We start from the raw sequence: 19,056 nt of genomic DNA, 5'->3' as shown, positions 1-19,056 counted from the left end.
ATGATCGCCGCGCCGAACGGCATGAAAAAGCCCGGTGCGGGAGGAGGTGCACCGGGCTTCGATTCTGGCTGGCAACTTGGGAGGAGAAGCGTCACCAGCCGCCCGGAGCCACTGGGAGGAGGAGAGCGGCTCCGACAATCACAATATATGCTGCATTGCAGCATTCTTCAAGACCCGCGGCATGCCGCACGGGGCTGGCCGGGGGATATCAGTCCAGTACCGAACCGCGTTCGTGGGGCAGGACGGACGCGACCCGGCAAAAGGGTGGAAGCATCAGTTGATCCGCGGTGCTTGCCTGGCGAAAGGAAAAACGCGGCTTTTGGGGCACGCGGATCAAGTGACAGCGCGCCGGGCTCACCGGGATAGCGCCTCAACCCGGTCGAGCGCTGTGCCGAAACCCTGCAGCGAAATCGAGAATGGCGCGGCCGTGCCACCGTCGGCAAGCGCGTTCACCTTGAGCGCGGTGCCCGCCCGCAGGGCATCGCGTGCCGGCGCGTCGAAGCGGACATCGACGATGCAGCCGCCCGGCATGCATGTTCGGAAGCGCAGCGGCTGCATCGGGGCGCCTTCGTCGACCTGAAGGGTGATGCCGGCATCGAGCGAGAGGCCGAACGGCAGGACGAGCCTGCCCGGAAGGGTATCGCCGTCCGGGGCGTTGAGTTCGATGGCCAGAATGCGCTGGCCGTCCTGCCGGGCCAGTATCTGCGAGAACGCACAGCGCTTGCCGGCCTCCTGCTGGACGCAGACGACGCGCCAGTCCCTGTATGTCTCGTTGAGCGACGAGGCGCCGCCGGGCAGGCCGGTATCCGCAGCGCTACTACGGTTTCCGCCTTGCGCCTGGGCGAGTTTCAGGCGCTGCGGCGCCGGATCCTTGCGGGCGTCCGCATTCGAGGCCGCCTGGCCCGGCGTGGAAATCGCTCCCGCGGATGCCAGCCATATGGTCGTGGCAAGGGCGGCGAAAGCCGGCAGGCCGAGCAGGGGGAGTCTATGACCCATCATGGTAGTGCCTTTCATTCGATTGAAGCCGTTCAGTTCCCGCCCGCCGGCTTGCGTCCCGAGGGCGTGCCGTCGGGGTTCATGCCGTAGCGCCGGTACAGGGCCTGCTCGTCGCGGGCCAACTGCGCCGCCATCCGAGCATCGGCGCTCCTTGCCTGCGCGTTCCGCGCCGCAAGCGCGACCGGCGCCTTGGCGAAGCTGGAAAGGCCCGTCGGATCTGCGGAAGCGGCGATGCTTGTCGCACCCTGGGCCGCTCCAAGCGCGGTAGCTTCGGCATTCAGCTGCTTTTCCAAGGCTCTCGTTTCATCGGAGAAATTCGAGCCCTGGAAATTGGAGGGCGGGCTCTGGCACGCGGCCAGCCCGGCAAGAGACACGAGAGCGGCACGAAGGATAAAGCGGTTCCAGGACATGTTCGGGATGACGGCCTGCACGGTTGAGGTTGAGGTGCGCCGCCTAGTAGCAGGCGACGCGATACTGGCCTTGGCTTTGCAAGGCCATGCCGCTCACGGGGGCCAGCGAGCGGGCGGCCAAGGCACCGCCAGGCCCCGCGAAACTCACGGCGGCAAGGGCGCTTCTCGTCGCCATGCTTGTCGCCTGCACGCTTCGCGAATGGGCCTGAAGCTGGTCGATGCATTTCTGCGCCGAGGCGTAGCCTCTGGCGCGCTCCTTGTCCTCGGCCGTGCCGTCGGGACGGCTGGCGGCCCGTTCCGCGGCCGCCTGCCGGCTGGCCATGTCGGCGCGCAGGGCGCTCATCCGGGCATCGCCGCTGCTGCAGCCGGCCGCGAGCACGCAGAGCGCACCTGCCAGAAAGCGTCCTGCTATCATGGTTGAAAATATCCCTTTCGCGATGCGATCTCGAACAGTCGGGAGTCCGCGTCACCGCCGGTCCGCTTCTTCCGGATCGCCGATGCGTAGATGGCCACAAGCAAGCCGCCGACCACGGTGATGTGCTCCATCGCCACATGGAATTCCGCCGTCTTCCGCGGCTCCTCCATCGCCCAGAAATCATGGGCGATGGGGATGGTCAGGAGGGTGAAGACGGCAAGGGCGCCCACGCCCAGCCATGTCCACCGATCGCAGATCACCAGCAGCGAACCGATGACCAGGGTGATGACGGTCAGGAAATAATAGAGGAGATCGGGCTCCAGCCCGAAATGCCGCATCTCGGCAAGGGCGGCCTCGGCATCGCCCAGCTTTGCCAGCGCGCTCGACCAGAACATGAAGGTGAGCACGGTTCTGGCAAGATAGCCGAACCAGGCCGAGCGCAGGATCGATGCGGCTGCGCCGATCCTCCCCGGTGTGGTTGCCTTGGGCGCCGCGTCATTGGAAATGTCGAAGTTCATGGTTTTGTCCGTTCATATCGTGTTGTCCGGGGAAGCGATCCGCTTCGCCTCAGAACCTGATGTTGAGATTGGCCTTCAGCGACTGGTCGACGGCGCCCGAGCCGAACTGCGCGCCATAGGAGACGCCGAAATCGGCGTTCGGCGTCAGCGCGACGTCGAGGCCGGCTTCCACGACGGCCACGTTGCGGGCGACCGGCACGCCGGCAATGGTGAAGGCGTCGCCGGCACCGGCAAAACGCATCCGCGAGGTCGGCGTCATGCCGCCGAAGCCGTGCCGCCAGCCGACCATGCCCTTGGCGGTGACCGCCGTGCCGTCGAGGTCGAAATTCGTCGAAGCCCGCAGGCCGAGCGTCGTGAAGGTCATGTCCATATTGGACGAGCCGGTCGTCAGGGCCGCCGCGCCGCCCTTTTCGGTAAAGCCGTCCGTATGCAGGTTCACATGGGCAAGGTTCGCGAAGGGCTCGAAGCGGGCTTCGCCCATTTTGAAGCCATAGGCCAGCTCGCCGAAGATCTGCCCCGTACCGGCATCGTAGTCGGCCTTCAGGCTATCGGTGAAGCCCGCGAAGGCGACGTTGCGGCTGGTCGAGATGTCGTGCCACGTATAGGCGCCGCCCGTGCGGAAGGCGAGCTCGCCCCATTGCGCGCCGCCATAGACGCCAAAATGGTAGTTGTCGCTCGATCCGGAGGAGCCACGGTCCTTCACGTCGAAGCTGCTGTGGCTGTAGCCGGCCACCGCGCCGAAGCGCCAGTTATCGAATATCGACGCGTCGGCACCGGCGAAAAAGCCGCCGGTGGAGCGGTTGAGGCGCGCGGCATTGCCGTCGCCGCCGGTATGATCCCACGCGCCGAAGCCCTGGCTCCAGAGCGCGAAGCCATCCGTGCCCGCCTCCGCCGCGCCCGGCCTGCCGTCGTCATAGGTGGTGACCACGCCCGCCGGGGCGCCCGCGGTGTCGAAGGCCGCCCGCAGGCGGTCGTTGACGGCATTGCGCAGGAAGCGGCTGTCCTCGACCCGCGCGGTCTTGGCCGAGGCGTGGATCTCGCCCGAGAGCCGGTCGAAGGCGCCGCGCGCCTGCTCCTCGGAAAGGCTGAGGGCCGCGTCGTAGACGGTATTGCCCGCCCCGAGGCTTTCCACCGCCCCGCCCGTCGCGATCTGGTTGCGCGTGTTGCCGACATTCTCGAAGGCAACGCCGTTGCGGGTCATCGTCAGGTAGACGTTGTTCTCGTCGTATTCGAGATCCGGCGTGAGGAAGGCGAGGTTCGAGGTCACGCCGTCGAAACGGTCCTCCTCGCTTCTGAAGCCCTCATCGGCATGCAGGATCGTGTAGCGGGTGGAGGCCGCGTAGTTGCCGGCACCGCCGAGCGCGCTCACCGTGCCGCCATTGATCGTCGCCACGCCGGAGGCGAGGATCTGGTCCGATTCCCCCTCCGCATTCAGCTCGACCTCGAAGACCGAGCCTTCGTTGAAGGTGATGTCCCCGACATGAAGCGTGCCGATCGACAGGCCCGGCGCGATGGTGCCGGAAACGACGACCTCCTCCAGCGTGCCGATGCCGGTCAGCCGGCCCTCGCCCCCCACCTCGACCAGGCCGGCGATCGAGCCCTCGTTGGCCTCGTCGCCGATCTGGAGCGTGCCCTGGCGCACTTCGGTGCCGCCTCTATAGACGCCCTCGCCCGTGAGGATGAGCTTGCCGAGGTCGGTCTTGATCAGCTTGCCCCCGCCGTCGATCTTGTTGGAGATGGTCGCCGTGTAGTTCGCTCCGGCGGCCGTGCCGTCGCCGACGCGAATGAATGCGTCGCCGGTCACCAGCTCGAGCAACTCGCCCGAGATGACATAGCCGTCGGTGGCGAACTGCATGCCGGTCGCCTGCACCTCCCCGAAGCCGGTATTGACGACGACATGGCCGGCCTTGCCACCGAACACGGCGAAGCCGGGCCGGGGATTCATCGAGCCGTTCTGCATGCCGTATGCATCGGTGAAGGTGCTGCCGGTCTTGCTCCATTGCCCGTCGCCGCCGTCGATCTTGCCGTTGTTCCGGTTCGCCGGATCGCCGCCGTCCCAGAACATCACCGGACCGTAATCGGGATCGTCCGCGACGAGGTTCACCTGCCCGCCGATCGACGTCTGCACGGCGAGATTTTCGGCGTTGTAGCCCGTCGGCGCGGTTCCGATCTCGAGGCCCCGGTCGTCGAGAGCGCCGCCGTAGCTGAAGAGGCGGTAGAGGCCCGGACCGAAGCCCCCCGCATTGTTCACATTCAGCGTGCCGTCGAGCACGATGTCGCCGGCGACGTCGAAGAGCGCCGCGCTGTTCTCCGTGCCGAGGTTCGCCTCGACGATCGCATTGCTGGTGAGGTGCAATTCATGCATCGAAAGCGTGGTGCCACCCGTGCCCGCCAGGGTGCCGCCGTCCACCACCACGTCGCCGAGCTGGCCGGCTCCCTTCAGGCGGCCGCCGATCACGAGGACGGGCGTGCCGGCAAAATCGCCGTTGACGATGAGCGTCCCCTCTTCCACCGACATCCGGCCATAGTAGTTGAGGCCGTTGCCGTTGAGCGCCTGGGAACTGGCGCCCACCTTCACCAGATGGGCGTCCGGGTCGCCGACCAGGCTGCCACTGAAGATGTTCCCGCCCGCCCCCTTGCCGAGCGTCAGCTTGCGGGAACCGAGATCGAGCTTGCCGTCTCCCGAGGCCATGCCGAGCTGCTGGTCGGCCTCGAGCTTCAAGGTTGCCGCGTCTGCGATATAATATGTGCGCTCGCCGCCGATGACATTCTCGGCGGCTGCCGTCAGTTGCCCCTCGGCGATCCTGAACTCATATCCGGCGTTGATCGCGCCGGTAACGACAAGCTCGCCGGCGCCGGTCTTTCTCGGGAAGATCACGCTCCCGCTTGACTGATCGATCCGGCCCGACTGCGTCGCCGTGCCGGCCGCGACATGAAAATCCGTATTCGCGGCCAGGAGGAGGTTGTTGCCGATCGTGACGCCATCCGCGTAGGACAGCGCCGCCGTGCTTCCAAACTGGCCGATGTTCACCACCCCCGTGCCGAGCGCATGGTCGTTCCCGACATGGACGGTCCCGTTCCGTATTGTCAGCTCGCCCGAGAAGGCGCTGTTGTCCGCGGAAAGGGTCAAAGTCCCGCTGCCGGTCTTCGTCAGGCCACCCGTCCCCGACAGGGTGCCCGAAATCGTCGTGTGCTGCACGGTATCGAGCGTGGCATTGCCGTTGAACGCCATGTCGTTGGAAAGCGTCGTCAGGGCGGGCGCGTAGATCCCGAGCGTCCCGCTGTCGAAGGTGATCCTGCCGGAGCCGAGCGCCTTGCTGTTTTCCGCCCGCACGGTCCCCTCGTGGATGAGAAGGCCGCCCGTGAAGGTGTTCTCGCCCGTCAGCGTCAACGTCTTTTCGCCGAATTTCTTGAAAAGCGACCCGCCGGAAAGCACGCCCGACAATGTCGTGTCCTGCATCGTGTAGAGGACGGTGGTATTGTTGAACACCATGTCGTTGGACATGGACAGCGCATCAGGCCCCAGGAAGCCGAGGCTGCCGCCGTTGAACGTGACGGTTCCGGTGCCGAGACCGCTGCCATGCGTCAACCACACATAGCCGCCGGCGATGTCCGTGCCGCCGGAATAGGAATTTTCCCCTGTGATCGTCAACGTACCCTGACCGGTCTTGGAAACCGATCCCGTTCCCGAGATCGTCCCTGCCATGGTCGCCCCCGTTGCTTCCTTGACGAGGAAGGTGGTGTTGCCCGGCTGCGAGATCGCGCCGGTTTCGACCTCGCCGTTTTCCAGCTCTATCGTTGCCGCCGATGCCGGAAGGCCAAGCGCGATCATCGAGGCGCCCGCCAGAAGCGCCTGCACGTGCCGAAGACGCGGCCCCCTGGCCGAACGCGACGGATCGAAAGTTCTGTCCTGCAATTTCCTGCTCCCGTTTTGGCCGGCTGCGGACATGGCGCCGCCGGCGACGGACGCTGCCGCGCCCGAAGACTGAAAAGACGATTGTTTTGATTGATGCCCCGCTCTGCCGCGGGCGCGGCGCAGACCCCTCGGATCGCCGCCGCCAACCGGCGGGCGGGGCTAACGTTCGCGATCTATCGCAAAGCCCCTCGTGCGGCCGAAAAGACGATCAGCGACAATTCTTCTGTCGTTTCCCGCCCTGATGCCTGCTGCGTGGCAGCAAGGGAAATGCCGCCCGGCCGAATGGATGGATATGGTTGCGGGCGCATCCTCTCGCGGAACCGCACGCGATACCGCCAGCGGGCCGTTGCTATGAAATACCGAGCGCACCCCGTAACTCCCTGGTCATGTCGAACTGTCTCCGATGTGGATATGCGACGCGGAGACTGATTCCGCATCGTTGACGCTGAACGATACGAAAAGGGGCCATGGCGCTCTTGGGAAATACGGAACCGATTTTTGATGCTGGACGCACAAATCCGGCCCTATCCGGCCACTCGATCTCAGAAGGACGAGCGCCGGATCTCGGAAGGCGTGGCGTTGAAGCGCCGGCGAAACGCCCGGCTGAACGTGGAGAGGTCCGAGAAGCCGACATCGTAGGCGATGGCGGTGATCATGCTGGAATCCGCCTCGCGCTCCTTGAGCAGGCGGAAGGCGAGATCGAGCCGACAGTCGCGCACGAATTCCGTGAAGGTCGTGCCTTCGCTCTCGAACAGGCGCTGGATATAGCGCGGGGTGACGCCCTGGCGCTGGGCGACGAGATCGATATGGAGGCCGGGATCGGAGAGGTTCTCCAATACGTCCCTTTGCACCAGCCGGCGCCGCGCGGCCGCCTTGCTGCGCTCGTTCCGCTCCGCCCCGCCGCGGACGAAACCGTCGAGCACCAGCGCCGTCAGATCGTAGACGTGTCGGGACGCCATGTCGCCGGCCCTGGACGAGGCGGGCGGGTAACGCCGCAGCGTCTCGACATAATTCGCCAGCAGCGGCATGCCGCAGGCCGTCGCCGGTATCATGTAGCTCGCTTCCAGCTCGATGCGGGGGGCGAGATCGGCAAGCGTCTGGCGATCCAGCGACACGAGGTCGACGGTCGTCGGCTTGCCGTACCAGAATTCATGGCAGGTCCCTTCGTTCAGGAGAACGATATCGCCCGGAGCGATCTTGATCAGCGCCTTGCCGTCGATCGAAATCTCATGCTCTTCATTGTGGATCAGCAGCAGGTATTGTTCGCGGCCATCCTGCAGCAGCTCCCGCGTCCGGGCGCCGCCCATCGGGTTGTAATGGCCCCGGGCCACCGTCAGGCCGCTGGGCAGGGGCATCGCCTCCATGTCGATGCGGACATTGTCGCGGTCGGCCGGGGCAAACCGGCGGCCGCCGATATGACGCGCCATGAAATCATGCACGAATGCAAGCCGCTCCCGCCGGGGAACGTCTTCCGTTGACAGTCTGCGCGTGGGAAACAGGACGGAACCCAACCGCTCTCCTTTCAGTTTGGCGACTTCGAAGGTATCCAGCAAATACGACAGGTGCACAGAATTAAATTCTGTACGGTTTTGCGGAATTGTACAGCTATTGGCGTTCCATTGGCTTGACCGAAGGCGAACAAGTATTTTCCCCCGGGCGAACATGGATATGCCCGCGCAAGCAGGAAGCGCACTTTTCCGGCCATGACGGCTTGACCGGCGAAACCGCCGTTTTCAAACTTGAAAGATTCGGGGCCTGCGAAGCCTCGCCACATAGTCGCTGATCCGCAGGCAGGAGATTGCATGGAGAATATCGGTATCGCGCTGATCCTGTTGCTGGCGGTGGTCGTGAGCGGGACGCTTGCGCGCCTCTCCCCGGTGGCCGTTCCCCTGCCGCTGGTGCAGATCGCGCTGGGGGCGGCGATTGCCGGCGTCACGGGGTCCAAGGTGGAGCTCGAGCCGCACATCTTCTTCCTGCTCTTCCTGCCGCCGCTTCTCTTTCTCGACGGCTGGCGCATTCCCAAGGAAGGGCTGTTCCGCGACAAGGGAACAATCCTCGAACTCTCGCTCGGCCTCGTGATCTTCACGGTGATCGGGGTCGGCTTCTTCATCCACTGGCTGATCCCCTCGATGCCGCTGCCGGTCGCCTTCGCGCTGGCGGCCATCGTTTCGCCGACGGACCCGATCGCCGTCTCGGCGATCACCGCCCGCGTGCCGATCCCCAACCGCCTGATGCATATCCTCGAAGGGGAGTCCCTGCTGAACGACGCCTCGGGCCTCGTCTGCATGCGCTTTGCCGTTGCCGCCGTCCTCACCGGCGTCTTTTCGCCGGTCGCCGCGCTGGGCACCTTCCTGTGGCTCGCGCTCGGCGGCATCGTCATCGGCGCGGGCATGACCTGGATCGTGATGAAGGCCAAGGACCACCTCTCGCGCAAGCTCGGCGAGGAGCCGGGCTCGCAGATCCTCATCAGCCTGCTCATCCCGTTCGGCGCCTATCTCCTGGCGGAAGAGCTGCATTGCTCGGGCATCCTCGCGGCCGTCGCCGCCGGGATCACGATGAGCTATGCGGAACAGACCGGCCAGACCCTCGCCGTCACGCGTGTGCGCCGCACCGCCGTGTGGGATACGGTGCAATTCGCCCTCAACGGCATCATCTTCGTGCTGCTTGGCGAACAGTTGCCAAGCATCGTGGCGGGGGCGGCGCAGGTGGTGACCGATACCGGCCATCACGAGCCGATCTGGCTGGCGATCTATGTCGTCGCGATCAACGTCGCGCTGGCACTCTTGCGTCTCGTCTGGGTCTGGATATCGCTGCGCTTCACCCTCTATCGCGCGGCAAGGCAGGGGCGAACGGTGACGAGGCCGAACTGGCGGCTGGTGGTGGCGATGTCGGTGGCCGGCGTGCGCGGCGCCATCACGCTGGCCGGTATCCTCACGCTGCCGCTCGTCCTTGACGACGGAACGCCGTTTCCGGCGCGCGATCTCGCCATCTTCCTTGCGGCAGGCGTGATCATCGCCTCGCTCGCCGCCGCCAGCATCGGCCTGCCCTTCCTGCTTCGCGACCTGGAACTACCGCCCGAGCCCGGCCACCAGCGCGAGGAGGACGCCGCCCGCATCGCCGCGGCGGAAGCGGCGATCCGGATGATCGAAAGGCTGCAGCACGAAATCGGCGAAGGCCGGGGCGATGCCGACCTCTATGCCGATGTCGGAAGCCGCCTCATGGAGCTTTACCGACAGAGGATCGACACGCGCTCCAAGACCGGCGACGAAGCCGATCAGGTAAAACATCTCGAAGAGATCGAACGGCGGCTTCGACTGGCCGGAGTAAGGGCCGAGCGCGACGAGATCTACCGCCTCGGCCGCGCCCGCAAGCTTTCCGACGAACTCGTGCGCAAGCTCGTGCGCGAAGCCGACCTGATGGAAGCCCGCTACGCCGCGATGGGATAGGCCAGTACCTGCGGTCCACCAACCGCCGTACAGGGAGCATGGAAAGGCCCGCCACCTTGCGGCGGCGGGCCCTCTGGAATTGACGGGTTAGTGCTGGCCGCCCTTGCGGCCGGCTTCCGAGGCCCGTTCGCGGTCTTCCGCGAAGTTGCCCTTGCCGCCGCGCTGGCCGTCTTTCTGGTCGCGGTTGCTGGAGGCGTCGAGCTTGCGGTCCTCGTTCTTGTGGCTCTGCTGGCCGGCCTTCACATGCTGTTCGTGGGTTCCGCCTTGGTTCGGCATAATGCTTCTCCTTGGAGTCAAAAGGCAGGCGTTCATTCGCCTGCACGCAGTCAACCAAGACGGCGGGCGGTCGTTCCTTATTGAAACATATCGTGATGGCTGAACCCGGCCGGCGAGCATCCAAGCCGGCTGCCGCCGTCGTGGCGGCGTGATGAGAGAACGCCGCGGACAGCCGCCATTCCGATCCTTCCGCCGGAAACGCAAAAGCAATTGCCGCGCGCCCGGTAAATTGAGGCGAAAATTTCTCTACTAAATTTATTGATTATATAGCTTTGAGAAACCGGCCCGCAGAGATTTCGGGCGACGGCAACTTGAGGAGAGGACCATGACCATTACCCGCAGAGCCCTGCTCGCCGCGACCGCCGCCCTTGCCATGGCGGCTTCCCTCGGCGCGGCGCATGCCGCAGACGTGACGCTCAACATCGGCTACCAGCCGATCGTCGAGCCGTCCCGCGTTCCGCAGGCCGACGGCACCTATGAGAAGGCGACCGGCGCGAAGATCAACTGGCAGAAATTCGACGGCGGAGCGGACGTGATTGCCGCCATCGCCTCCGGCTCGCTCGATATCGGCTATGTCGGCTCCTCGCCGCTTGCCGCCGCCGCCAGCCGCGAGCTGCCCATCGAGACGATCTTCGTCGTCGGCCTCATCAGCGAGGCGGAAGCGCTCGCGGTGAAATCCATCGACAAGCCGGAGGACCTTGCCGGCAAGAAGATCGCGACGCCCTTCGTCTCGACCGCCCATTACAGCCTGCTGACCGCGCTGAAGCACTGGAACGTCGATCCGAAATCGGTCGAGATCCTCAACCTGCGCCCGCCGGAAATCGCGGCGGCCTGGGAACGCGGCGACATCGACGGCGCCTATGTCTGGGATCCAGTGCTGGCCCAGCTGAAGAAGAGCGGCAAGGTCCTGGCGACCTCCGCCGACGTCGCGGACTGGGGCGGGCCGACCTTCGACGCCTGGATCGTCAGCAAGAAATTCGCCGAGGAACATCCGAACGTGGTGACCGCCTTCGTCAAGGTGACGGGCGATGCAACGGCCGCCTATCGCGCCGATCCCGATGCCTGGAACGCCGCCTCGCCGGAAGCCGAGAAGATCGCCCGCCTCACCGGCGCCAAGCAGGACGAGGTGCCGGCGCTGCTGAAGGGCTACATCTTCCCGACGCTCGAGGAACAGGCCGGCGAAAAGCTGCTCGGCGGCGGCACGGTGAAGGCGGTCGCCGACACCTCGGCCTTCCTGCTGGAACAGGGCAAGATCCCCGCGGCCCTTTCCGACTATTCGCCCTACGTCTCCACCCGCTGGGTGACGGACGCGACGAAGCTTGCCTACTGACGCCTGAACCCCTGCGGCGGACGGGCCCGGTGGCGCGAAAGTGCCGCCGGGCCATCGCCCGACATCACGGCATTAATCTTGGAGGGCCCATGAGCATCCTGACATTCCGCAACGTCGCGCTGCGCTACCCGGCAAGGCCGGGCCGGGGCGGCGCGGGCGAAAAGCTGGTCCTCGACGGCATCAACCTGCAGGTCGCTTCGGACGAGCTGGTCGCCATCATCGGGCGCTCCGGCTCGGGCAAGACGAGCCTGCTCAACCTTGCGGCCGGCTTCATCGCGCCGAGCGCCGGCACCATCGCGCTCGACGGCGAGCCGGTGCGCGGCCCCGGCGCCGACCGCGCGGTCGTCTTCCAGGACGATGCGCTCTATCCCTGGCTCGACGCGCGCGACAACATCGCCTTCCCGCTCAAGCTGAGAGGCATTCCGCTTGCGGAGCGCCGGGCGCGGGCCGATGCGCTTCTTGCCCGCGTCGGGCTTGCGGAGGCCGGCGACCGGCGCATCTGGGAGCTTTCCGGCGGCATGCGCCAGCGGGTCGGCATCGCGCGGGCGCTGGCGGCGGAACCGCGCTTCCTCCTGCTCGACGAACCGCTCGGCGCGCTGGACGCGCTGACCCGAACGCGCATGCAGGAATTCCTCCTGCGCATAAAGGCCGAAAGCGGCGCGGGCGCGATCCTCATCACGCACAGCATCGAGGAGGCCCTGCTGCTCGGTACGCGCATCGTCGTGCTCTCGCCCAATCCGGGACGCCTGACGGCCGAGATCGAGGCGGGCTTCAATGCGGAGGTGCTGAATGGCGCCTCGGTATCCGCGGTGAAGGCATCGCCGCTCTTCAAACGCATGCATGCCGGCCTCACCGGCCTCATCCATTCCGGCGCAGACGAGGAGCTTGCCGCATGACCCTCTCCACCGACGTCACGTCCCTGCCCGAGGTTCAGGCGAAGGACCCGCCCTGCGAGCGCGCCGAGCGGCGACCGCTGCCCGTCGCGGCCATCTCCGCGATCACCGTCGCCGTGCTCGTCGGGCTCTGGGCTCTGGCCGCCGCCTATGCGCTGGTCTCGCCGGTCTTCCTGCCCTCGCCCCGGCAGGTGGTGGTCGCGATCTACAATCTCGTCGTCACCGGTTTCGTCGATGCGACCCTTGCCGAGCATCTCGGCGCCAGCCTCACCCGCATCTTCGGCGCGCTGGCCGCCTCCATCGCGATCGGCATTCCTGCCGGCCTTGCCATCGGCACGAGCCGGATCGGCCGCGGTATCCTCGATCCGGTGGTGGAGTTTTTGCGCCCGCTGCCGCCGCTGGCCTATCTGCCGCTCATCATCATCTGGGTCGGCATCGGCGAGGCCTCGAAGATCACCGTCATCGCGCTTTCCATGTTGCCCTCGATCATCCTGTCGACATCGGCCGGCGTGCGCGGCGTCTCGAAGGACCATGTCAACGCCGCCCGTTCCCTCGGCGCGAGCCGGCGGCAGGTTTTGTCCGACGTGGTGCTGCCGAGCGCGGTCCCTTCGATCCTGACAGGCATCCGCATCGCGCTCGGCGCGGGCTGGACGACGCTGGTGGCGGCCGAACTTGTCGCGGCGACGAGCGGTATCGGCTTCATGATCCAGTCGGCGGCGCAGTTCCTCGTCACCGACGTCGTGATCGCCGGCATCGTCGTCATCGCGCTGGTGGCGATCCTGCTGGAAGCCATCGCGCGCCAGATCGAGCGGCGGCTCGTGCCCTGGGCCTCGCACCGTTGAGTTTCTAGTCGCCGAGCGGCTGGCGGTCGTCGCCGTCGCGGTGGCTGACGAGGTCTTCCTTGATGGCGCGCAGGGTCTTCAGCGCCTTCGGCCTGTCGGCATAGGCGACGAGGTTCGCCAGCATGTCGACGACGGCGAGATAGGCATAGCGCGTCGAGGTCGGCCGGAAGATGTTGGTCCCCTCCGGCAGGTCGACCGCGATCACCACGTCCGCCGCTTCGGCGACCGGCGAATGGCTCTGGGTGACGACGACGGTGGGAATGCCGCGCTGCCTAGACAGGTCGAGGCAGTGGACGAGGGCCGTGTCGCGCCCCGTGAAGGACGAGGCGAAGACCACCGTGCCCGGCCGGGCGGCGGCGGAAAGCATCGCGTTCATGTTGTGGTCGTTCGAGGCGCAGATGCGGCAGCCGAGCCGGAACAGCCGGTTGTGCAGCTCGTTGACCACCATCGACGAATTGCCGCTCGCGCCGAAGGCGAGGATGAAATCCGCCCCGCGCAACAGGCCGGCCGCCTTTTCGAGCGCGGCAAGGTCGATCTGGCGGTGCAACTGGTAGAGCGCGGCCTGCGCATTCGCCAGCACGTCGTCGGCGACCTCCTGCGGCGTTTCGGTCAGGACTTCCGGCCGGACATAACGCAGGCCGACGGAGGCCAGCCGCGCGAGCTGCACCTTGAAATCCGGAAAGCCCTTGCATCCGAGCCGCCGGCAGAACCGCGTCACGGTCGGCGGCGAGACGCCGGCCCGCCCGGCAAGCTCGCCGATGGAAGCATGCATGACGAAATCGACATTCCCCAGCACGAAATCCGCAAGCGTCCGGTCCAGCCCCGAAAGGCCGCCCTCCTCGTCCGTCAATGCATGAAAAAGGTCCATCCGCGCTCCGCCGGCAAGGCCGCCCTCGCCTTCCTGAAAATGAATTTCACGTGCCAAACGGTCATAGCACAGGCGGAAACCGCATCAATACGACGCCGTATGTGAAATTAAATTTCCTATATCGGCATTTTTGCCATCCATCCTCACAGAAATCCCTTGCAAATCGCCGCATGAGTGAAAATAAATAACAAACAGAAGCTGGCAGAGGCCGGCGCCATTCATCGGGACCTGTCACCATGCGCATCTTCACGGCCTCGCTTGCCACCGAGACCAACACCTTCTCGCCCGTGCCGACGGACATGAATGCCTTCAAGGCCGCCTTCTATGCCGGCCCGGGCGAGCATCCGGATACACCGACGCTCTGCTCCTCCGTCGTGCCGATCCTGCGACGGCGCGGGCGGGCGGAGGGTTTCACCGTCATCGAGGGCACGTCCTGCTGGGCCGAGCCGGCCGGTCTCATCCAGCGCCAGACCTACGAGACGCTGCGCGACCGGATCGTCGGCGAGATCGAAGCCGCGCTGCCGGTCGATGCCGTCGTGCTCGGCCTGCACGGCGCGATGGTGGCGCAGGGTTATGACGATCCGGAAGGGGATTTCCTGTCGCGCATCCGCGCGCTTGTCGGGCCGGACGTGCTGATCGCCGTGGAATTCGATCCGCACAGCCACCTGACCGCCAGGCGTGTCGCCAATCTCGATATCATGGCGGCCTTCCTCGAATTTCCGCACACGGATTTCGAGGAGCGCGGCGAGCATGTCGTGGAACTTGCGCTGCGCACCCTGAAGGGCGAGATCCGGCCCGTCATCTCCACCTTCGACTGCCGCATGATCACCATCTATCCGACGAGCCGCGAGCCGATGCGCTCCTTCGTCGACCGGCTGAAGGCGATGGAGGGCAAGGACGGCGTGCTGTCGATTTCCGTCATCCACGGCTTCATGGCGGGCGACGTGCCGGAAATGGGCACGCGCATCGTCGTCGTCACGGATGGCGACAGGACGAAGGGCGATGCGCTGGCGGAAAGGCTCGGCCATGAGCTCTACCGCCTGCGCCGGGAGACGGCCATGCCGATGCTGGACACGGAGGCCGGCCTCGACCGGGCGCTCGCGGTTCGCGCCGCGCAGCCGGACCGCCCCGTCGTCATCGCCGATGTCTGGGACAATCCCGGCGGCGGGGTGGCGGGGGACGCGACCTTCATCCTGCGCCGGATGATCGAGCGCGGCTTCGAGAATGTCGCGGTGGCGACGATCTGGGACCCGATCGCCGTGTCCTTCTGCCATGCGGCCGGGCAAGGCGCAGAACTGGCGCTGCGCTTCGGCGGCAAGTCGGGGCCGGAGGGCGGAGAGCCGCTCGACCTTCGCGTCACGGTGGAGGGCGTCTTCGAGGCGGGCTGGCAGAGCTTCCGCAACAGCCGCGTGACGCTCGGCAGCACGGCGGTGGTGCGCCCGGTCGGCACGACCATCGATATCGTGCTGATCACCAGCCGCACCCAGACCTACGAGCCCGACATCTTCTCCAACCAGGGCGTGGATTTCACCGGCAAGGCCTTCCTGCTGGTGAAGTCGACCAACCACTTCCACGCCGGCTTCCAGCCGGTCTCCTCCGAGATCGTCTATATCGCCGCGCCGACCTCCTACCCGACGGACCCGGCGACCACGCCCTACCGCAAGGCCCGGCTCGACATCTGGCCGCGCGTCGCCGATCCGCTCGGCCTGGAGGGCTGAGATTTCCGGCCTGGCCGGGGAGCGACGGCGGCGCTTGAAACACCGCCGCGCAGCCGTTTCCTTCAGCCACGCCGGGCGGCGGTGATCGCGGCGACGTCGATCTTTTTCATCGTCATCATGGCGTCGAAGGCGCGCTTCGCCTCGCCGCCGCCGGCCGCCATCGCCTCCATCAGGACGCGCGGCGTGATCTGCCAGGAAATGCCCCACCGGTCCTTGCACCAGCCGCATTCGCTTTCCTGCCCGCCATTGCCGACGATGGCGTTCCAGTAGCGGTCGGTCTCTTCCTGGTCTTCGGTGGAGATCTGGAAGGAGAATGCCTCCGAGTGCTTGAACATCGGCCCGCCATTGAGCCCGAGGCAGGGAATGCCGGCGACCGTGAACTCGACCATCAGCACATCGCCTTCATGACCGGAGGGATAATCACCCGGCGCGTGGTAGACGGCTGTGACCGCACTGTCGGGGAAGACCTCGGCATAGAAGCGGGCCGCGGCCTCCGCGTCCTTGTCGTACCAGATGCAAATGCTGTTCTTTGCCATTGTCCGTTCCTTTCGCTCGGTTCGTTGCCGGCGGCTTCCGGCATGGATTGCCCACAGTGCCGGATCCGTTCGGCCAGAGGACGAAGGAAGCTGCCGCGTCCCGACAGCCGCCTAAAAAAAATCTCGGCAAGGACTGTCCTGACACTCGCATTTACTTAGGGCCGGCCGGGCGGTTGAACAGCCTGTCTCGTCAACCTTCCCGGTAGCGCAGCGCATCGAGGACGATCTGGAAGGCCGGGGCGTTCTGCCGGCGGCTTGGATAGTAGAGATAGTAACCGGTAAAGGGCGGCGACCAGTCTTCAAGGACGCGTTGCAGCCGCCCGACCGCCACATGGCCCGCCACGATATCCTCCGGCACATAGGCGATGCCGTAGCCGGCGAGGGCGGCTTCCACCATCGGCAGCGTCGAATTGAAGGTGAGCTGGCCGTCGACGCGCATGCGGATGTCCCGCCCGCCCTGCTGGAATTCCCAGGCATAGAGCCCGCCGGCCGTGGTGAGGCGCAGGCAGATGCAATTGTGCTGCATCAGGTCCTGCGGCGTCCGCGGCACGCCGCGCGCCGCGAAATAATCCGGCGCGCCGACCGCGACCAGCCGCCAGTCCGGGCCGATGCGCACGGCGATCATGTCCTTCTCGACCGTTTCGCCGAGCCGCACGCCTGCATCGAACCCGTCCTCGACGATATTGCGGAAGCCGTTGTCCCGGCTGAACTCGACCTTGAGGTCCGGATAGTGCGCAAGCACCGGCCGCAGCTTCGGCCAGACGAGATGCTCCAGCGCATGGTCGGAAAGGGTGATGCGCACCGTGCCGGACGGCTTGTCGCGATAGGCGGTGAGCGCCGCGATGTCGGTCTCGATCCCGGCGATGCGCGGGGCGAGCGACTGGCGCAGGCGCTCCCCCGCCTCGGTGGTCGAGACGCTGCGCGTGGTGCGGGCGAGCAGCCGCAGCCCCATCCGCGTTTCGAGCCGCTTGATCGTATGGCTCAGCGTCGACTGGGTGATGCCGATCTTGGCGGCGGCCCGCGTGAAGCTGCGCTCCTCCGCCACCACGAGGAACCACAGGAGATCGTTGAAGTTCTCGCGCATGCCTTGCCCCGGTTCTTAGCCTCGCCGTCTTATTTATGGCCTTTATCGATAAGTTCAAACGAAATACAGCGTCTAATCAATCCAATTGCCCGCTGCTACTTAAGGCACACCACGCGCCGCCCGGTCTGCTGCCGCCGGCCTCTCCTCACACGGGATCGATCATGGATACGACGTTTGACGAACGGCTGGTGAAGCCTGAAGCCGCCTGGGGCGCGGTGTTTTCGATGGCGCTCTGCGTGGCCGTTCTCATCGCCTCCGAATTCATGCCCGTCAGCCTGCTGACACCGATCGCCGGCGATCTCGGCATATCGGAAGGCAGGGCCGGCCAGGCGATCTCCATTTCCGGCTTCTTCGCCGTTCTCACCAGCCTCTTCATTGCCGGCCTCGTCCGGCATATCGACCGCAAGCTCGTCCTGACGTCCCTTTCCCTGCTCCTCGTCGCTTCCGGCCTGATCGTGACCTTCGCGCCCGACTATGCTGTCCTGATGATCGGCCGGGCACTGCTCGGCATCGCCATCGGCGGCTTCTGGTCGATGTCGACGGCGATCGTCATGCGCCTCGTTCCCGAGGATGCGGTTCCGAAGGGCCTTGCACTGCTCAATGCCGGCAATGCCATCGCCGCGACCATCGCCGCCCCGCTGGGGAGCCTGCTCGGCGATCATGTCGGCTGGCGCGGTGCCTTCTTCCTCGTCGTCCCCCTCGCGATGCTGGCGCTCGTCTGGCAATGGATCGGCATGCCTGCGCTGCCGCCGCGCGGCCGGAAGAGGTCGGGCAATGTCTTCGTCCTGCTCAAGCGCCGGCAGGTAGCGCTCGGCATGGCCGCGATCTTCCTGCTCTTCATGGGACAGTTCGCCCTGTTCACCTATCTTCGGCCCTTCCTGGAGACCGTGACGCGCGTCGATGTGTCGACGCTCTCGGCGATCCTGCTCCTGATGGGGCTTGCTGGCGTGGCGGGCACATGGGCCATCGGCCACCTGCTGAAGAGGCGGCTCTATAGCATCGTCATCGCCATTCCGCTCGTCATGGCCCTTCTTGCCGCCGCGCTGGTCGCGCTCGGCACCATGCCGGTCGCCGCCACGGTGCTGCTGGTCGGCTGGGGCTTCTTCGGCACCGCCGCTCCCGTCGGCTGGGGCACATGGCTCAGCCGCACGCTGAGCGAAGATGCCGAAGCCGGCGGCGGCCTGCAGGTCGCGGTCATCCAGCTTGCCATAACCCTCGGCGCGTCGCTCGGGGGGCTGCTCTTCGACATGTTCGGCTGGTGGAGCCCTTTCATGCTCTCTGCAATCCTGCTGCTCGGCTCGGCGCTTGCCGCGAGCGCCGCCGCCACGGACCACCGGAGGGCCGCGCAATGACAACCCCGCTCCTCACGCGCCGCACGATTCTTCAAGCCACCGCGGCCGCGCCCTTCGCGCTCAGCAAAGTCGCCCATGCAGAGAAAGCCGCCTCCATGAAGATCCGCATCGCCTTCGCCGGCCGGACGATGACCGCCGCGCTGGAGGACAATCCCTCCGCCCGCGACTTCGCATCCATGCTCCCGCTTCACGATCTCACCATCGACGATTATGCCCATAACGAGAAGATCGCCTACCTGCCGCGCAAGCTCACCGAAGCGGGCAGCGGCCGCTTTTCCGGCGAGCGGCCGGGCGACCTCTGCTACTATGCGCCCTGGGGCAACCTCGCCCTCTTCTACGGCGAATACCAATGGTCGCGCGGCCTGATCCGGCTCGGCCGCATCGACGGCAGCTTCGAACCCTTGCTGGCGCGGGGAGAATTCCCGCTTCAGATCGACCTCATCCGATAACAGACAG

General features: G+C 66.0%; 17 protein-coding genes. 7 read left to right on the top strand and 10 right to left on the bottom strand.

Annotation, left to right across the window (positions count from 1 at the left end; translation table 11 throughout):
• Positions 1-354: 354 nt before the first annotated feature.
• The 6 genes from ACZ1A1_RS03510 to ACZ1A1_RS03485 form a co-directional block, all read right to left on the bottom strand.
• A complete protein-coding gene (locus tag ACZ1A1_RS03510; RefSeq protein ID WP_463618777.1) occupies positions 355-999 on the bottom strand; it encodes an invasion associated locus B family protein in 645 nt (214 codons plus the stop codon).
• Between the two features lie 29 nt (positions 1,000-1,028).
• Positions 1,029-1,406 (bottom strand): hypothetical protein, encoded by a 378-nt coding sequence (locus ACZ1A1_RS03505; RefSeq protein ID WP_463618775.1) that lies wholly within the window; start codon positions 1,404-1,406, stop codon positions 1,029-1,031.
• A 43-nt stretch (positions 1,407-1,449) separates the two neighbouring features.
• Positions 1,450-1,821 (bottom strand): hypothetical protein, encoded by a 372-nt coding sequence (locus ACZ1A1_RS03500; protein ID WP_313193784.1) that lies wholly within the window; start codon positions 1,819-1,821, stop codon positions 1,450-1,452.
• Complete coding sequence (locus tag ACZ1A1_RS03495) at positions 1,818-2,339, bottom strand: DoxX family protein (protein WP_463618774.1); 522 nt, start codon at positions 2,337-2,339, stop codon at positions 1,818-1,820. The genes ACZ1A1_RS03500 and ACZ1A1_RS03495 overlap by 4 nt, the downstream gene beginning before the upstream one ends.
• Positions 2,340-2,388: 49 nt before the next feature.
• Positions 2,389-6,255 (bottom strand): autotransporter outer membrane beta-barrel domain-containing protein, encoded by a 3,867-nt coding sequence (locus ACZ1A1_RS03490; protein ID WP_463618773.1) that lies wholly within the window; start codon positions 6,253-6,255, stop codon positions 2,389-2,391.
• Positions 6,256-6,797: 542 nt separating this feature from the next.
• Complete coding sequence (locus ACZ1A1_RS03485) at positions 6,798-7,682, bottom strand: helix-turn-helix transcriptional regulator (RefSeq protein ID WP_463618772.1); 885 nt, start codon at positions 7,680-7,682, stop codon at positions 6,798-6,800.
• 375 nt (positions 7,683-8,057) lie between these two features.
• Between ACZ1A1_RS03485 and ACZ1A1_RS03480 the strand changes: the two genes are divergently transcribed.
• Positions 8,058-9,701 carry a Na+/H+ antiporter gene (locus tag ACZ1A1_RS03480; RefSeq protein ID WP_415214839.1) on the top strand — a complete coding sequence of 548 codons (1,644 nt, stop codon included), beginning with the start codon at positions 8,058-8,060 and terminating at the stop codon, positions 9,699-9,701.
• Positions 9,702-9,788: 87 nt separating this feature from the next.
• On the opposite strand, the gene ACZ1A1_RS03475 is transcribed toward ACZ1A1_RS03480, so the two are convergent.
• Positions 9,789-9,977: a con-10 family general stress protein gene (locus ACZ1A1_RS03475; RefSeq protein ID WP_409530008.1), complete on the bottom strand. Its 189-nt coding sequence runs from the start codon at positions 9,975-9,977 to the stop codon at positions 9,789-9,791.
• A gap of 325 nt (positions 9,978-10,302) precedes the next feature.
• Here ACZ1A1_RS03475 and tauA point away from each other — a divergent pair, with 325 nt between their 5' ends.
• The 3 genes from tauA to ACZ1A1_RS03460 all read left to right on the top strand — a co-directional run bounded on the left by tauA (position 10,303) and on the right by ACZ1A1_RS03460 (position 13,042).
• Positions 10,303-11,307, top strand: coding sequence for a taurine ABC transporter substrate-binding protein (tauA, locus tag ACZ1A1_RS03470; RefSeq protein ID WP_463618771.1), 1,005 nt, complete (start codon positions 10,303-10,305; stop codon positions 11,305-11,307).
• Positions 11,308-11,396: 89 nt separating this feature from the next.
• Positions 11,397-12,203, top strand: coding sequence for a taurine ABC transporter ATP-binding protein (locus ACZ1A1_RS03465; RefSeq protein ID WP_318914301.1), 807 nt, complete (start codon positions 11,397-11,399; stop codon positions 12,201-12,203).
• Positions 12,200-13,042, top strand: coding sequence for an ABC transporter permease subunit (locus ACZ1A1_RS03460; RefSeq protein ID WP_463618770.1), 843 nt, complete (start codon positions 12,200-12,202; stop codon positions 13,040-13,042). Before ACZ1A1_RS03465 ends, ACZ1A1_RS03460 begins: the two co-directional genes overlap by 4 nt.
• Positions 13,043-13,046: 4 nt before the next feature.
• Here the strand turns inward: ACZ1A1_RS03460 and ACZ1A1_RS03455 are convergent, their stop codons facing one another.
• Positions 13,047-13,910: a MurR/RpiR family transcriptional regulator gene (locus ACZ1A1_RS03455; RefSeq protein WP_415212139.1), complete on the bottom strand. Its 864-nt coding sequence runs from the start codon at positions 13,908-13,910 to the stop codon at positions 13,047-13,049.
• Between the two features lie 236 nt (positions 13,911-14,146).
• On the opposite strand from ACZ1A1_RS03455, the gene ACZ1A1_RS03450 reads away from it, so the two are divergent.
• Positions 14,147-15,628: a M81 family metallopeptidase gene (locus tag ACZ1A1_RS03450; RefSeq protein ID WP_463618769.1), complete on the top strand. Its 1,482-nt coding sequence runs from the start codon at positions 14,147-14,149 to the stop codon at positions 15,626-15,628.
• Between the two features lie 62 nt (positions 15,629-15,690).
• Here the strand turns inward: ACZ1A1_RS03450 and ACZ1A1_RS03445 are convergent, their stop codons facing one another.
• Together ACZ1A1_RS03445 and ACZ1A1_RS03440 are read right to left on the bottom strand one after the other, a co-directional pair.
• Entirely contained in the window at positions 15,691-16,164 is a 474-nt protein-coding gene (locus ACZ1A1_RS03445) for a VOC family protein (protein WP_313193794.1), read from the bottom strand.
• A 190-nt stretch (positions 16,165-16,354) separates the two neighbouring features.
• Positions 16,355-17,248 carry a LysR family transcriptional regulator gene (locus tag ACZ1A1_RS03440; RefSeq protein WP_463618768.1) on the bottom strand — a complete coding sequence of 298 codons (894 nt, stop codon included), beginning with the start codon at positions 17,246-17,248 and terminating at the stop codon, positions 16,355-16,357.
• Positions 17,249-17,409: 161 nt separating this feature from the next.
• On the opposite strand from ACZ1A1_RS03440, the gene ACZ1A1_RS03435 reads away from it, so the two are divergent.
• Together ACZ1A1_RS03435 and ACZ1A1_RS03430 are read left to right on the top strand one after the other, a co-directional pair.
• Entirely contained in the window at positions 17,410-18,600 is a 1,191-nt protein-coding gene (locus ACZ1A1_RS03435; RefSeq protein WP_463618767.1) for an MFS transporter, read from the top strand.
• Complete coding sequence (locus tag ACZ1A1_RS03430) at positions 18,597-19,049, top strand: cyclophilin-like fold protein (RefSeq protein WP_463618766.1); 453 nt, start codon at positions 18,597-18,599, stop codon at positions 19,047-19,049. Before ACZ1A1_RS03435 ends, ACZ1A1_RS03430 begins: the two co-directional genes overlap by 4 nt.
• The last annotated feature ends 7 nt before the right edge of the window (positions 19,050-19,056 follow it).

The organism is Shinella sp. R2-11 (genome assembly GCF_055330205.1).
This window is presented reverse-complemented; position numbering and strand designations above follow the sequence as displayed.

Excerpts from the sequence above, each read along its gene's own strand:
- ACZ1A1_RS03450 (WP_463618769.1), top strand. The coding sequence starts at position 14,147 with ATGCGCATCTTCACGGCCTCGCTTGCCACCGAGACCAACACCTTCTCG.
- ACZ1A1_RS03475 (WP_409530008.1), bottom strand. The coding sequence starts at position 9,977 with ATGCCGAACCAAGGCGGAACCCACGAACAGCATGTGAAGGCCGGCCAG.
- ACZ1A1_RS03465 (WP_318914301.1), top strand. The coding sequence starts at position 11,397 with ATGAGCATCCTGACATTCCGCAACGTCGCGCTGCGCTACCCGGCAAGG.
- ACZ1A1_RS03510 (WP_463618777.1), bottom strand. The coding sequence starts at position 999 with ATGATGGGTCATAGACTCCCCCTGCTCGGCCTGCCGGCTTTCGCCGCC.
- ACZ1A1_RS03435 (WP_463618767.1), top strand. The coding sequence starts at position 17,410 with ATGGATACGACGTTTGACGAACGGCTGGTGAAGCCTGAAGCCGCCTGG.
- ACZ1A1_RS03485 (WP_463618772.1), bottom strand. The coding sequence starts at position 7,682 with ATGGCGCGTCATATCGGCGGCCGCCGGTTTGCCCCGGCCGACCGCGAC.
- ACZ1A1_RS03430 (WP_463618766.1), top strand. The coding sequence starts at position 18,597 with ATGACAACCCCGCTCCTCACGCGCCGCACGATTCTTCAAGCCACCGCG.
- ACZ1A1_RS03480 (WP_415214839.1), top strand. The coding sequence starts at position 8,058 with ATGGAGAATATCGGTATCGCGCTGATCCTGTTGCTGGCGGTGGTCGTG.
- ACZ1A1_RS03460 (WP_463618770.1), top strand. The coding sequence starts at position 12,200 with ATGACCCTCTCCACCGACGTCACGTCCCTGCCCGAGGTTCAGGCGAAG.
- ACZ1A1_RS03505 (WP_463618775.1), bottom strand. The coding sequence starts at position 1,406 with ATGTCCTGGAACCGCTTTATCCTTCGTGCCGCTCTCGTGTCTCTTGCC.
- ACZ1A1_RS03455 (WP_415212139.1), bottom strand. The coding sequence starts at position 13,910 with ATGGACCTTTTTCATGCATTGACGGACGAGGAGGGCGGCCTTTCGGGG.
- ACZ1A1_RS03495 (WP_463618774.1), bottom strand. The coding sequence starts at position 2,339 with ATGAACTTCGACATTTCCAATGACGCGGCGCCCAAGGCAACCACACCG.
- ACZ1A1_RS03500 (WP_313193784.1), bottom strand. The coding sequence starts at position 1,821 with ATGATAGCAGGACGCTTTCTGGCAGGTGCGCTCTGCGTGCTCGCGGCC.
- tauA (WP_463618771.1), top strand. The coding sequence starts at position 10,303 with ATGACCATTACCCGCAGAGCCCTGCTCGCCGCGACCGCCGCCCTTGCC.
- ACZ1A1_RS03440 (WP_463618768.1), bottom strand. The coding sequence starts at position 17,248 with ATGCGCGAGAACTTCAACGATCTCCTGTGGTTCCTCGTGGTGGCGGAG.
- ACZ1A1_RS03445 (WP_313193794.1), bottom strand. The coding sequence starts at position 16,164 with ATGGCAAAGAACAGCATTTGCATCTGGTACGACAAGGACGCGGAGGCC.